This window comes from Rickettsia aeschlimannii (assembly GCF_047973405.1).
Lineage (GTDB): Bacteria > Pseudomonadota > Alphaproteobacteria > Rickettsiales > Rickettsiaceae > Rickettsia > Rickettsia rickettsii.
This window is the reverse complement of the sequence record NZ_JBFQGO010000004.1, coordinates 25,967-40,912: the sequence shown is the minus strand read 5'-3', so window position 1 is coordinate 40,912 and position 14,946 is coordinate 25,967. Positions and strand designations below refer to the sequence as shown.

Genomic DNA, 14,946 nt, shown 5'->3' with positions numbered 1-14,946 from the left:
ATGTCATTCCCGCGAAGGCGGGAATCCAGTAAAGCATATAAAAACAAGTTTTTATATGCTTATTTTGTCAATAATATGTATTTTGTATAAATATTAAAGTTATTTTTTCTAGATTCCCGCCTTCGCGGGAATGACATTAAAGCATTAAAATATCACCTTATTCTTCTTAGATTTTTAATAATATACGAAATAGTAATTATCGGACTACAAACAATTATTTTAAATAACCTAAAATAAGAGCTTAAATTTCTATCTTCAATAAACCAATTATATAAATCATTTATAGGTTTAATCTCAGCAGGAATAATATATTGATCTTTAAATAATTCTTTTAAAACTCTTTTTGCCTGTTTTGCTTCTACTTTACGCTCTATTGTTAAGCTTTGATCATGTACTCGGTAGAAATATAAAGATTCCGGTATATGAGCAAATTTCGTAACAAGCCCAAACCTTAGCCAATATTCATAATCATCCACTAACTGCATATTTTCATTATATCCACCTACTTGCCTTGCTAAATCAGCTCTATATAAGAAACATGCACCGACACAATCTCTAATCGGTAAAAACTCAGGAGGTTCTTGATAAAGTCTTATTCCTACTTTACCGTGGTCATCGATCAAAGTATAATCAGTATATACAAGCCCTATCTCAGGTGAATTATCAAGTATCTTAACCATTTTTTCTAAAGCATTTTCATGGAAAAGATTATCATCTGAAGTCCAAGTAAAATACTCCCCCTGGGCCTCTTTAAAAGCAATATTAAGACTTGCCGGTAATCTTTTATTGGTCTCATTTACTATTACCTTAATACGTGAATCCTGCTCTGCATATGTCCTAGCTACTATAACGCTATTATCTTTTGAGCAATCATCAATAATAATAAGCTCAAAGTCTTTAAAGCTTTGATTAAGGCAACTCTCAATAGCAAAAGGTAATAGCTTCTTTCTATTATAAACTGGTAAAACTATTGAGATTTTTGGAAGATTACTATGCATGTCCTCCTAACATATCAAGAGTATTTAAACTATTAATTATATTTTCTATTAGTTCTGATTCTTCAGATTTACATCCATCTTCAAGGATTAATAATATATTGCTTAAAGCATTATTAAGTATTTTGGGTATTATAGTATTTTGCTCTTCAAACCTTTTAATTATAGTTGCATCAAAGGATCAACATATTCAATTGTTAACGATTCTTTATATTGATCTAATAGCTTGGCAAGACAATCAGATACTGCCCATAACAAAAGATCGGCTCATTCATTATCTATTAAATCAAATACTTCATAAATTTTTTCAATTTGTACTTCAATATTATCTACAAGCACTGGCATAATTTTTACTATTTATTACTTAGATTATTATATTTTCTATGTCATTCGCGGGAAAGCGGGAATCCAGAAAAAATAATCTTAATACTGCTACAAAGAATTATATTTTTTATAAAATAAGCATATAAAATAATTTTTTATATTCTCTACTAGATTCTTGCTTTCGCAGGAATGACATAAAAGGAACCATGCAGGCATTCTTAATTCTGTAAATTTATATATTTCGTATTTAAATATTCAAATATCCCTTCAAATGAGCCTTCAACTCCAAAACCTGAAGCTTTACGTCCTGCAAAAGGTGCTTTTGCATTTGCAGGTAACGGGTCGTTAATCGATACCATACCAAAATCAAGCTTAGACGCTATCATTTGTACCACGGATATATTATTTGAATATACATGTCCTTGCAAGCCGTATTCGGTATTATTTGCACGTTCTATTACTTCATCCAAATCTTTAAATTTATAACAAGCAACTACCGGACCGAATATTTCTGTTCTAAGGATATCCATATTATCCAAACAGTCAATAATAATAGTAGGCTCAATAAAATTATCAACAGCTTTACCGCCGCAAATTAATTTAGCTCCTTTACTTTGTGCATCAGCGAGTAACTTTTGTATTTTTTCTATGGCAGCAGAATTAATTAACGGACCTACATCCGATTCCTTATCAAATCCGTCACCGGCTTTAAGCTTAGTAAATTTAGCCTTTAGAATTTTTATAAATTTTTCATATATAGATTCTTCTATAAATATTCTGTTAGGTGAAGTACAAGACTGTCCACTATTTCTAGTTTTAGCGATTACTAAATCACTTACTACTTTCTCTAAATTATTATCTACCGTTATAATGAAAGGAGCATTACCGCCAAGTTCCAAAGATAAACGTTTTAGAGTATTTGCGGCATTTTGATATAGAATTTTACCGACATTTATAGAGCCGGTAAATGATAATTTCCGAAGCCTAAAATCTTCACAAAAAGCCTTGCCTATAATATCTGAACTACCTGTAATTACATTAAATACTCCGGCAGGCAAACCGGCATCGCTTACAAATTTTGCAAGTACTAAAGCTGATAGAGGCGTAAGACTTGACGATTTTAATATAACACTGCAACCCGCAGCGCAGGTACTACCTTGCGAGTAATCATTGCATTTGGAAAATTCCAAGGAGTTATGGCAGCAGACGGTCCTACAGGTTCATATTGCGTAACAATTTTATGAGTTTTACTATTACCGGGTTTGATAGTCGAATGAATATTATGTATAGCATATGTATACCAATCAATAAAAGAGGCTCCATATAAAATTTCTTTTTTTGATTCAGCAAGTACTTTACCCTGCTCTAGGGTTAATATATGACTTAACTCCTCAATATTTTCGATTACTAAATTATACCATCTTCTAAGAATCGCTATTCTCGCTTCAAATGAGCTTTGTGAACATGAAGAAAAACTAGTCACCGTATTATTAATCGCTGAATTAATCTCAGATAATCCCAAATTCGGAACTGTAGCAATTTCTTTTAAAGTCGCAGGATTAATAACGGATATTTGTTTCCCGAACTCTATAAATTCACCGTTTATATAATTCTTTCCCGTAACGTTTTTAAGTAAGTTCATATATTTCTCATTACCTGCGTGGATACTAAAATCGTCATTGCGAGCAAACATTGGCGTTGTTGCATGGCTCATTTTATGTCATTCCTGCTTTCGCAGGAATGACACCGAACACTTTTCTCGAACCATGCAACAAGGCCACAATTCCCGTAACTCAGACGAAAAAAATGATATCTTCAGGAACTATTGCGTTTAATATAAGATTCAATATTTCTTGAGGAAATTTATATCCAATGTCAGATAATATAGCAGAGTTTTCAGTTATATTATAATAAAGTAATACACCTGCCTTGTTTAAGTCTTCTAGAATATTTTCTCACAATAAATTTGATACTTTACCTACCTTTATAGCCTCAGCTTATTTTAACCCATAACTCAGAGGGACTTATTTCTTCTTTGCCAAAAGCTATTAAATTCTTGAATGGCTCTAAATAATTACCTTTAACTCCTTTAATATTTCCCCATGCATACTCAATAACCTCAGATGAAATATCAGAGTAATATTTTTTCTTAGGATTTATTAATTGTAACTCTAAAGAGATCACAGCTGAGAGAAATACTTTTTCTAAGTTATTAAATAACCGCCTTTATTAAGATTTATATTTGCTAACAGCCAACTATCATCTCCATTAAAAATCCAATTCTGATGTAACATTGAGTCAAAAGTAAAATTTTTAAATATTTTAAATATATTAGTAGTTGTAGGCTTATCGGTAGCTAACCTAATATCAGGAGCCTTTATCACTTGATCATATCTAACTCTGGTTATTTCTAGCTCTGTAAATTTTTCATTTTGGCTATTTGGATAAAAATAATTTAAGTAAAATTTTATTGCAGAATATATTAAAAATTTTTGTGAAAATGCAGCTTCTTCTAGCTCTATTTCTAAATTAGCATTTTTCAATACTTCTAAATTTTGTATGTTAAAACTACCTCGTCTAACTAACAATTTCACAAGTAATGGATATATATCAATATTTTGTTTTTGTGGTGGTATATTTTTGTGGTGGTATATTTATTATGTTCCAAATCATTATATCTGTACCTAATTAAATTAATACACAATGACTATAATAAGTGTCTTACTGAATGCAACAATTTTTTATTAATTTTTATTAACTTATATGTTAATTTACAGCTAAAAAATCTAAATTATTTATTTAGAAATTTTTCAGCCTCAAGAGCCGCCATACAGCCTGTTCCTACAGCAGTTACTGCTTGTCTATAAATTTTATCCTGAACGTCACCAGCAGCAAAAACACCTTCTACACTAGTTCTAGTAGTGCCTGACTTCGTGATGATATAATTATCGTCATCCATTACAATTTGTCCGGTAAATAGTCCCGTATTCGGTGCATGTCCAATAGCTATAAATACACCACTACAATTCAATAAACTAATCTCTTTGGTGTGAACATTTTGAATTTTAACTCCGGTAACGGATTTCGGTTTATTGCTACCTACAATCTCATCTACTACATGATCCCAAATTACTGATATTTTAGGATTTTTAAATAATCGATCCTGCAATATTTTCTCAGCTCTAAAACTATCTCTTCTATGCACTATAGTGACTTTGCTAGCATGATTGGTTAAGTATAAAGCTTCTTCTACTGCACTATTTCCTCCCCCTACTACAACTATTTCTTGATTCTTAAAAAAGAAACCATCGCAAGTAGCACATGCCGAAACACCAAAACCACGAAATTTCTGCTCTGAAGCTATACCAAGCCATTTTGCTTCCGCACCGGTACAAATTATTATGCTCTCCGCGTCATATTCATTTCCTGCTCCTGTAAATACTTTAAAAGGTCTTTTTGATAAATCCACCTTTTCTACGTAATCACTAACAATTTCCGTACCAACATTTTTAGCCTGCATAGACATCTGCTCCATAAGCCAAGGTCCTTGCACCGTTTCCGCAAATCCTGGATAGTTCTCAACATCGGTGGTAATTGTAAGCTGCCCGCCTGGCTGCATACCATTTATTAATATTGGTTTTAAAGCAGCTCTAGCTGTATAAATAGCGGCACTTAAGCCCGCAGGTCCTGAACCTATTATTAGTACTTTAGTAGTAATTTTCATAATTATTATTTATTAATTTAAATGATGCCTATATCATTCATGCGAAAGCAGGAATCCAAAAAAACATATAAAAAACAGTTTTTTTATATGTTTATTTTATTAAATATGTAATTTTGTACCAAGATTAAGGTTATTTTTCTAGATTCCCGCTTCCGCATGAATGACATCCTGAATGTTTGTACAACACAAGGTCACACAATCTAAGACTTCTTTTCTAACCAAGATTTGACATAGTTAATTTCTTCAGGATTCATTAGAGAAGGAGCATGACCGGCATATTTTATTTCATAAAGATCAAAAATTTTTGTTTCTTTCATCTTTTTAATAGTAGATTTTGTTAAAATTTGAGATTTCATCCCATGAATTACTAATATTCTACATTTTATTTTATTCCATACAGACCATAGTTTAATATCTTCCTGGTTACTAGCATTTTTCATTCCTTTTGTTATAGCAGGATCATAATTCATTTTATATTTTCCGCCGAATGTAGAAATTACACTATATTTTGTTAAATAATCCCAATCTTCTTCATCTTTAATACCGCTTTGTGCATAAATAAGTTTTAAATGTTCTTTTGCACTAGCCAAATCATCTAAGAGTATCGTTTTTTTAGCATAACCTCCAATTTTAATTAAAGGAGCAGCATCAATAAACGCCCCTATATCATTTAATATTAAGGCTTTAAAAATATTTTTATATTTACTGGCAAGTATCATACCTATAATACCGCCCATTGAAGTACCAAGCCAAATAGGATTTTTGATATTTAGCCTTTTAAAAAAAAATAACGTATCTTTAATATAAGTTGTATAGTTATAATGATTAGCTTTTTTTAAATTTTCGCTATCACTGCGACCGGGATAATTTATTGCAATTACTCTATAATTTTTACTCAACTCTTTAGCTATTTTATCAAAATCATGAGCATTTCTAGTTAAACCGTGAGCACATACTATTACATTTTTATTTTTAGGATCACCGAATTCCACATAAGAAATTTTATGTTTCGGTATATATTGAAGAGGTAATAAATTAATATAGGGACCAATTTTTATTGAATTAATTTTCATATGAACCTATTAATACCAATTTAGAATAAATTTTAAAAAAATCATTGTCATCATGTTATTAATTTAAGTCACTTAAAAATATACTGACCATGGTCGGCATATATATAACTACAAAAAGCAAAGATAAAAACACAGTAGCTGCAACTTTTTCAGGGTAAAATTTCTGTAAATTTGCTATAACTATAGTATTTGCTGCGAGTGGTGCCGTAGAAAGTAGTTTTAGGGCATTATAGTAATCATTGTTATACCATTTTGTTACAAAATGATCAAACATTATAAATAACCCTATTCCCAAAGGATAGAATAGAAATTTAGCAGCAAAAGTAGCAAGAGTAAATTTGATATCGACTTCAAATTTTTGTAGAGACGAAAGAGCAAGACCTACCATCACCATACCGAGTATCGAAAAAGAGCCTTTCATATTATATATAAAATCATCTAAAAAATCCGGTAAAGTAAAACCGCAAAAACTAAATAAACATCCCAAGAAAAAAGCGTTTAAAATCGGTAATTTTACTACTTTTAATATACTATCGGTGGTATTAGCAAAACTCCTCATACAAATATAAAAGCCGACGGAACATTCATAAATATTCACTCCTATAACAGCCATCATGTAAATACTTAATGTATAATCATCAAAAAGTGCTGCAGCTATAGGCAACATAAAATACCCACCATTTGCCGTACCTGCAGACAAAGCTATAATATTACGTGTATGATCCTGCCAAAATTTACCAAAAAAATAATAAGAAAAGAGCGATAAGAGTGTTGCAATTACAAATGTTACGACCGTAACGCTTAATGCCGCAAGTGTTAAGGTTGTACTAGCAGGTATCGTAAAAAATACTATAGGCGATATAAAATAGAATAGTAACGAAGATATACTATCTCTTTCAACATTTGAATATTTACCTGCTAAAAATCCTATTACTACACTTAATAATACCGAAACGGTTTTAAAAAAAACTATACTAAAGATTATCATGTAATGAGCTAAAGATATAATTACTTATAATATATGAGTTTTATTTTTTTTCACTAAATTTTGTAAAGATTTTTACTTCATCAGATCAAAATAAATTTTTAATTGAAACTTTAAAAATCTTATGTTATTTTAGGTATCTAATTTAATATAAAATTTTCATATTATTTATGCAAAATCTATTATCCTTATTCATTATATTTCTTTGTTTAAATATCTATTCTAATCTTATGCCACTTGGTCTTGAATTAAATAAAACTACCAATATAGATCTAACAAAAAAAATACAACATCAATAAAGAACCTAATTATTGGCAAGGATATAATTATTATATAGAACCAAATACAAAAACTATATCTAAAGCTTTAGTGATATGTAATGATTTTAATGTAATAGAAGCCGTTATTTTAACTATAGATCAAAATAAATTTGAAGAGTTTTATAACATTTTAAAAGATAAATATAGTTTAGAAGAAGAAAATGATAAAGTGGTTACTTTCAAGGATGGTGAATGTGTAATCATACTTGAATCTTCTGAATTAAATACCGAAATGGAACTTGTATATATAACAAACGATTTTTATAAAGAATTTTTAAACAAACTAGATAAAGAAGAAAAATTAGAGCAAGAACAGATGAAGAGATTGCTGTAATACTTGATTGGTATTGCTCGCGTGGAGTCGGCATTGTTGCATGGATACCTATGTCATTCCTGCTTTCGCAGGAATGACATAAGGAATAACACACGAAGCTACTTTAGAAATTATAGGCATATGTAAATTATATTTTTTTATCAAATCTAAAACTAATTTTAATGCTTCTCTTCCCTCTACTAGCTCTTTATACTCCTGTAAAAATTTCTTTTTATCGCTACTAATTCCAAGTTCATAACCAAATTTTGTATTACGTGAGCCTAACGAATAACAAGTAAGCACTAAATCGCCTACTACTCCCACTTCTAGTAAAATATCAGAATTTTTTTGCATACCACCTAAAGCTTTCGATAAAATAGCAATTTCTTTTAAGGCAGCTACTATAAGCGTTGCTCTTGCATTTTCGCCCTGTTTTCTTGCTAAATCAATCCCGCTTTTAATAGCAAAAATATTTTTTAAAGCTCCTGCTACCTGTAATGTTACAATATCGCTTGACACATTAGTAGTAAAAATTTTTGAACTTAGGTTATAAGCTATTTTATTTGCTATATCTATATCTAAACTTGCAATACTTGCCGAAGCAGGTAAATTTTTAGCAAGTTCTTTTGCCAGATTCGGACCTGCAAAAAACGCTGTAGGGCTATGCGGTAATAGAGTTTTTAACCTATCTGAAAATAATGCGGTAGGATTACGGGCAAAGCCTTTTGTTGCAATTAGAAGAGTATTGTCTTTAGAAATGCTGTGAGTTTTTAATAACTTTATTGAGTCATCAAAAGCGTAAGACGACACTGCAATAATAATTAGTTCAAAATCCTTAATTATATCTAAGTTTGTAGTAGCCTGTAAATGAGCAGGTAATTTAATATCCCCTAAATATTTTACGTTAGTTTTGTTATGTAAAATTTCCTTTGCTATTGCTTCATCACGTAAAAATAAAGTAACGTTATTACAGTTTTGTGCTGCTAAAGAAGCAAGACTAGTACCGAAACTCCCTCCCCCATAAACCGCAATATTTTTAAATTTGTTCATGTGCTTATTTTTTCTTTGTCACTTGCAGGTTTGTAGGTATCGTTGCTTGGCTTGTTTATGTTATTCTCACGAAGGCGGGAATGTGACATTGAGCAAATTTCTCGAGCCATAAAACAATACCTACTCACAATAACAATTTCACTACTCCATAGCTTTCTCAAGATTTACTATTATAACGGGTGACTTATTAATTTCTTGTTTTAAGGTTTTACGGATTGTTCCTTTTATTGCCTCGATTACTTGTTCATCCGACAATGCTTTTTTAGCCTGTTTATTTTGAATGGTAACAAGTTCTTTAATGTCGTTTTTAATGAGGTTAACTAATGCCATATCCTCTTTCGGATCAAGCAGCCCGGGCATAGACAGCATTGGGTTTGCAGCAAGCAGTCCTTTTTTATCAATGACTACTGATGCTACCACGATACCCGACTCACGCATACGTCTTCTCGCTTTGAAAATCGGAGATTCAACGGGCAGTAAATAATTACCGTCAACAGCTAAATAACCGTTTTCAACCTTTGAAATTACTTTTGCATTATTAGGTTCAAGCAGTACTACACTACCGTTTTCAACCTCTACTGCCTGTTTTATGCCGTTTTCCTTAGCAAGCTTAACATGTTCATGAATATGTACAGGCTCGCCGTGAACAGGTATACAAATATTCGGTCTAATTAGAGAATACATTTTTTGTAGCTCGTCAATCGATGGATGTCCTGAAACATGTACAAAATGGTCTCGCTCGGTAATAACTTCTACACCGGCTTTAACAAATATATTAAATAGCCTGAATATTTTCTTTTCATTACCCGGAATAATTTTTGAAGAAAAAATCATTGTATCCTTAGGAACAAGCTTTATAGACGGGTGAGAATTACTAGCCAGTTTTGCGGTGACAGCCATAGGCTCACCTTGACAACCGGTAGCAATTACTAATAATTCTTCTCTTCTAAACCTGCTAACATCACGTTCACTAATTAGAGGAGCAATATCTTTCAAATAGCCGCTTTCCTGCGCAGCAAGCATCACACGGTGCAAACTTCTACCAGTTAAGACTACTTTTCTACCCACAAGCACTGCAGCATGAATTATTGTATCAAGCCGTGCTAAATTAGAGGCAAAGGTTGAAACTACTACCATTTGAGGACAACCGGCTATAATATCTACTAAACTTTTTCTAACCTCCCCCTCAGAACCTGAGCTTCCTTTATTAAATACGTTAGTTGAATCACAAACAAGTGCAAGAACCCCTTCATCTCCGTAAGATTTTAAAAACTCTTCATCGGCTTTTTTCCCAAGTATCGGATCGTTATCAAATTTCCAATCTCCCGTATGTAAAATATTACCTGCATCCGTACGGATCATAATTGCTTGCATTTCGGGAGCCGAGTGAGTCAGTGGCACCATCTCTAAGGAAAAAGGATCTAGATTTATTTTACTACCGGGTTTTACTTCATGAATTTTTATATTTTTAGCAAAATCATATTCATTTAAACGAATTTTTAAAAAATTTGCTGTAAAAGTAGTAGTATAAATAGGACATTTAAGGCTATTCCATAAATATTGGACTCCACCTAAATGATCCTCGTGAGCATGAGTTAAAATCAGACCTACTATATCTTTTTTATATTTCTCAATAAAGCTGCTATCAGCAATTATCATATCAACACCCGGTAAATAATCATCGGCAAAACCGCTACCACAATCAATCATTAACCATTTACCTTGATAATGGTAAAGATTAAGATTCATACCTATTTCATTAGATCCCCCTAGCGGTACAAATAGCAGATCATTTTTATGATTTTTGATGTTGAATGATGACATAATTTAACTTAATATTTATTTTATTACTTTATTCTTATAACTTATTATTAGTTAAGCGTCTATATATTTAAAAAAGAAATTCATATTAATGAATATAAATAAAATAGCATTGATTTATAACCAAAATTCCAAACATTTAGCTATTATAGAGGAAATAAAAAAACTCTATAATTATTGTAAAATAGAGGAAGCGGAGGTAATTATCGTAATAGGCGGGGATGGAGAATTACTACATAATATTCACTGCTATATGCATCTTAATATACCTTTTTACGGAGTTAATTTAGGAAGCCTCGGCTTTTTAATGAATCCTTTAGATACCAAAAATTTATTACAAAATATACATGAAAGTACAGTTTCTATCCTAAATCCTCTTCTTATGCAAGTCGAAGATACGAGCGGTCAAATATATACGGCACTTGCTATTAACGAAGTATCGATATTTCGCAAAACTAATCAAGCTGCTAAATTTAGAATAGACGTAAACGGGATAGAGAGAATGAGCGAATTAGTAGCAGACGGAGCTTTAGTTGCAACACCTGCCGGAAGTAGTGCTTATAATTTATCTGCCGGTGGTCCTATTTTACCGCTTGAGTCAAACATGTTATGCCTAACCCCTATCTGCTCGTTTAGACCGCGTAGATGGCACGGTGCTTTACTGCTTTCATCTGCTACGATTAAATTTGAAATACTTAATACAAATAAACGACCGGTAAATGCTACTGCCGACTTTCAGGAGTTTAATAATATCGCAAATGTTACCGTTAAATCTACTAAGGATAAGCCTATCAAACTGCTCTTTAATAAAAACCATACGCTGGAAGATAGAATTATTAAAGAGCAATTCAGTTGGTAATTATTAAAAAATATTAATAATTTTTTGACTAAGAATTAAACTAATATATGATGCCTTGTTAAAAATAACTAGGCATCACATATGAAATCAAAAAAGTCTTCTATTAACTTTTCTGAAAATAACCATATTTTATGGTTATCACTTGAAACTCGCAATATTATCTTAAATACAGCTATAGAATTGTACTCAGCAATAGTTAAAGATTTTGATATAAAAAATTTAAGAACTATTGAAGAAATAAAAAATTCAAAATTAGCTTCAGAATTTGCTAATTTAGCAATTAAGAAGATAAAAGAGGTAAAAACCCCAAAAAAGCTATTGGAATGTGTATTGAAAAATTACAGTTACGAAGAACTTAGAAATCATGAGTTATTTAAAGATTATGAGATTAGTGAATATAATGCTTTAATTAATAAAAATTCTAAAGTAGAAATATTTCTTCTAACCCTATCACTAAGATTATCAATAAATTTATCACTAAGGAAAATATTTTTCATTTAGCCGTAGTAGAAAAGAATATTTCATTAATGGAAGAAGTAGCCAAAGATATACTTAAATCAGCACCTATAGTTTTAAATTTACTTAAAACGCAAGGAAAATGGTATCAAAAATATCTAAATTTTATTGCAGAAATTTTATTATTTGTAAAACCTGAATTTCAACCTGATATTATTAAACAATTAGCAAATATAGAAGATTTTGCTATTCTAAGCTCTTTTTCTGAAATATTGCTTGCTACCAAAAAATATGATGAAATAATAATATTACTTGCACCACGACTAGCAAATCTAGTAAACAATGAGCAAAAACAGGAAAGTAAATTCATCTATTTTTGCCTTTATAATCTATCAGTAGCTTATAATATAATATCAGGAAAATTATCATTAGACGAAGAGCAATTATTACGCATTTTAAATGATCTACCAAACGATAGCGATTCAATCTATAGCTTATTTAATATTTATTTACTTAATGAAAAGGCAACAGAAGCAAAAAATTTAATCTAATTAACCAAGACAATTTATCTAAAGATAGTAAAGAACAGTTTCGATGTTTTCAATATATTGCCAAATACAATCAATATTCTGCTGCTGAGAAAATTATGAATGAAGAAGACCTAAAGGATGAGTGAATCGAAATTAGCAACTCTATTGGTGGTGCTATATTACTATCTACAACAGCCTTATATAATACCAAACAATATCAATTAGCTAAACAATTTATACAAAAAATACCTAAAAATATAACTCCATATCTCAGTAATATCTTCCAGGAAATAGAATTTTTATTAAATCCTGAAGAATATATTAATCAAATTCATATCGAAGCTCTTGTTAGCAACCTTAATTTTGCACAAGCACAAACTATAGAAAAAATTAATAAGATTATCACTTGTTTAATTAGAATTAAGAAATACAACTTAGCGTTAAAGAAAGTTGAGGAAATTTTACAATATGATAATAAAAATCAGGAAGCCATTGAGAATGGGCTCACAGCTGCAAGGCTAGCTAATGATCACGAAAAGATACAGAAATATATTGGTTTATTATCACTTAAAGAAGAGCTAGAGCAGTATGAAAATCCTATAGAAATTCATGAATATTATCAATCAATAAAAATGCACATTTACTTCATACTATCGGGCAGGTTATTCCTAGTTACAGCAGTTGGAAAGTTAATCAAGAAGGAGAAATTACAAATAATAACACTACTGCTTTAGGCAAATATCAAGGACTTGAATGTTATGGAAGAATTAGCGAAAAATTACAAGAAAAATTAGATAAGAATCAATGTGACAAATTTATAAATGCCTTAAAGAAAGATATAATATATAGACAACAGGGGGATAACGGCGTTAAATTTATCGGTAAAAAAGCAGTTGAAATTAAAATTGATGGTGACCAGCGTTTATTCACAAATATATTACATTCAAACGAACAAGGTGCATTACTGATAAATTTTGATCATCAAGGAAATCATAATGATGTAATAAAATTCGCCGGCGAACATCATCTAGAATTTCATCAAGGTTCACTATAACTTTAATAAAATTATTAATTTTTACTCAAAAGGTTGGCGTAGGTTAATAGCGGCAGATACGGTACCCTCGTCTAAATAATCAAGTTCACCTCCGATAGGTATACCGCTAGCAAGGCGAGAAATTTTAGCAGGATGTTCTTTTAAATATTCTGTAATAAAATAAGCAGTAGTCTGACCTTCTAAAGTAGAATTAGTAGCAATAATAACTTCTTTAATATTTTCTGTAAAACATCTTTTAAGTAGTTCAGGTAACCGAAGTATGCTAGGGTTTTGTCTACTAGCTACCGATAAATTATGACCGAGTACATGATATAAACCTTTAAAATTACCGCTACGCTCCATTGCCCATAATTCAGCCACAGTTTCGACAATAGCAATAATTGATTTATCTCTATATTCAGAAGAACAAATACGGCAAATATTCTCCGTATCCATATTACCGCAAATCTCGCATTTTACTATTTTCTTATCTATCTCTACAAGATTATTAATCAGGCTTTTTAACCTTACGTCTTTATCTTGCAATAGGTAAAGCGCTATACGCCTTGCCGATCTACTACCAAGACCGGGTAATTTTGAAAAAAGATAAATTAGCTGATCTATATCATTATCATTTGTTTCATTCATAAATATACTCGTTTAATTTGAAAAATGAGCTACGTCGTATTATAAGAACTGCGGTACTCACCTATTAAGTATACGCTCCGCTCCTCGCATTATATACTCCTTGCTCTTGTCCAAATTAAACTTCATCTATTGCTTAGGAATATATTTAAGACTTAATAACGACGGTTCCAGCTATTTTATCATGTAATGCTTGTTTTTTAGAAGAAAAAAGTATGAAAAAAATACCGATAGGAAAAGTCATATACCCTAAAAATCTTTTAATTAACTGCTTTAAAGTCGGACGATTTAATGTTACGGCATCTACGATTTTCATACGTAAAAACATTTTACTAAGCGTTGCGCCTTTATAATACCAAAGCGTTATGAAATATGAACCTATTACTAATATATTAGTAGCAAAAATTGAAATATTAAACAAAATATATTTATTAAAATTTCCTGCTTTAAGATATTCATAAAATTCCTGACTCATAACCGAGTTAAACATTGCATTGGGATTATGAAGATTAATGTTATTGCTAAGAAAATAATCATTAAAGAACAACCATAATAAATTAAAAGAACAAAATTGTGATATTGGAATTGCTATAAAGGCAAATAATGATAAATCAAGTGCCGTAGAAAAAATTCGTGCTATAAAATCAGGATAAATAATTTGCTTTTTCATTGCCAGTTACTTTATTTTGGTGTTAGATAGTAAGGATTGTGGAAATCGTCATTGCGAGCGACCATAGGGAACGTGGCAATCTCACGATTTTGACATGAGATTGCTTCGTCAAAACTTACAGTTTTTCCTCGCAATGACTATTAATGCC

The 14,946-nt window shown here is 30.9% G+C and carries 13 protein-coding genes and 3 pseudogenes; 4 read left to right on the top strand and 12 right to left on the bottom strand.

Annotated features, from left to right (window positions below):
* Positions 1-152 precede the first annotated feature (152 nt).
* The 8 genes and pseudogenes from AB4K15_RS03725 to AB4K15_RS03690 all read right to left on the bottom strand — a co-directional run bounded on the left by AB4K15_RS03725 (position 153) and on the right by AB4K15_RS03690 (position 7,104).
* Positions 153-998, bottom strand: coding sequence for a glycosyltransferase (locus AB4K15_RS03725; RefSeq protein ID WP_032074212.1), 846 nt, complete (start codon positions 996-998; stop codon positions 153-155).
* Positions 991-1,340: pseudogene (locus AB4K15_RS03720) on the bottom strand (hypothetical protein). The gene AB4K15_RS03725 and the pseudogene AB4K15_RS03720 overlap by 8 nt, the downstream one beginning before the upstream one ends.
* 197 nt (positions 1,341-1,537) lie before the next feature.
* A pseudogene (locus AB4K15_RS03715) lies at positions 1,538-2,961 on the bottom strand (NAD-dependent succinate-semialdehyde dehydrogenase).
* A 350-nt stretch (positions 2,962-3,311) separates the two neighbouring features.
* Positions 3,312-3,503 (bottom strand): hypothetical protein, encoded by a 192-nt coding sequence (locus AB4K15_RS03710; protein ID WP_500224683.1) that lies wholly within the window; start codon positions 3,501-3,503, stop codon positions 3,312-3,314.
* A 61-nt stretch (positions 3,504-3,564) separates the two neighbouring features.
* A pseudogene (locus AB4K15_RS03705) lies at positions 3,565-3,862 on the bottom strand (hypothetical protein).
* Between the two features lie 248 nt (positions 3,863-4,110).
* Positions 4,111-5,043: a thioredoxin-disulfide reductase gene (gene trxB / locus AB4K15_RS03700; protein WP_032074210.1), complete on the bottom strand. Its 933-nt coding sequence runs from the start codon at positions 5,041-5,043 to the stop codon at positions 4,111-4,113.
* A 200-nt stretch (positions 5,044-5,243) separates the two neighbouring features.
* Positions 5,244-6,116, bottom strand: a complete 873-nt coding sequence (locus AB4K15_RS03695) for an alpha/beta fold hydrolase (RefSeq protein WP_032074209.1) — start codon at positions 6,114-6,116, stop codon at positions 5,244-5,246.
* 58 nt (positions 6,117-6,174) lie between these two features.
* Positions 6,175-7,104, bottom strand: a complete 930-nt coding sequence (locus AB4K15_RS03690) for an AEC family transporter (protein WP_032074208.1) — start codon at positions 7,102-7,104, stop codon at positions 6,175-6,177.
* A 366-nt stretch (positions 7,105-7,470) separates the two neighbouring features.
* Between AB4K15_RS03690 and AB4K15_RS03685 the strand changes: the two genes are divergently transcribed.
* The gene (locus AB4K15_RS03685) at positions 7,471-7,755 is read left to right on the top strand and encodes a hypothetical protein (protein ID WP_500224687.1); all 285 of its coding nucleotides are present in this window, start codon (positions 7,471-7,473) and stop codon (positions 7,753-7,755) included.
* A gap of 48 nt (positions 7,756-7,803) precedes the next feature.
* Here AB4K15_RS03685 and AB4K15_RS03680 read toward each other — a convergent pair whose 3' ends face one another.
* Both AB4K15_RS03680 and AB4K15_RS03675 read right to left on the bottom strand, forming a co-directional pair.
* A complete protein-coding gene (locus AB4K15_RS03680; protein WP_032074207.1) occupies positions 7,804-8,784 on the bottom strand; it encodes an NAD(P)H-dependent glycerol-3-phosphate dehydrogenase in 981 nt (326 codons plus the stop codon).
* Positions 8,785-8,925: 141 nt separating this feature from the next.
* A complete protein-coding gene (locus tag AB4K15_RS03675; protein WP_032074206.1) occupies positions 8,926-10,608 on the bottom strand; it encodes a ribonuclease J in 1,683 nt (560 codons plus the stop codon).
* A gap of 88 nt (positions 10,609-10,696) precedes the next feature.
* Between AB4K15_RS03675 and AB4K15_RS03670 the strand changes: the two genes are divergently transcribed.
* The 3 genes from AB4K15_RS03670 (at position 10,697) to AB4K15_RS03660 (ending at position 12,471) form a co-directional block, all read left to right on the top strand.
* A complete protein-coding gene (locus AB4K15_RS03670; protein ID WP_032074205.1) occupies positions 10,697-11,464 on the top strand; it encodes an NAD kinase in 768 nt (255 codons plus the stop codon).
* Between the two features lie 81 nt (positions 11,465-11,545).
* Entirely contained in the window at positions 11,546-11,965 is a 420-nt protein-coding gene (locus tag AB4K15_RS03665; RefSeq protein ID WP_500224691.1) for a hypothetical protein, read from the top strand.
* Positions 11,966-11,991: 26 nt separating this feature from the next.
* On the top strand, positions 11,992-12,471 hold the full coding sequence (locus AB4K15_RS03660) for a hypothetical protein (RefSeq protein ID WP_500224693.1): 480 nt from the start codon (positions 11,992-11,994) through the stop codon (positions 12,469-12,471).
* Between the two features lie 1,054 nt (positions 12,472-13,525).
* On the opposite strand, the gene recR is transcribed toward AB4K15_RS03660, so the two are convergent.
* The gene (gene recR / locus AB4K15_RS03655; RefSeq protein WP_032074204.1) at positions 13,526-14,131 is read right to left on the bottom strand and encodes a recombination mediator RecR; all 606 of its coding nucleotides are present in this window, start codon (positions 14,129-14,131) and stop codon (positions 13,526-13,528) included.
* A gap of 145 nt (positions 14,132-14,276) precedes the next feature.
* Positions 14,277-14,798, bottom strand: coding sequence for an RDD family protein (locus tag AB4K15_RS03650; protein WP_032074203.1), 522 nt, complete (start codon positions 14,796-14,798; stop codon positions 14,277-14,279).
* Between the last annotated feature and the right edge of the window lie 148 nt (positions 14,799-14,946).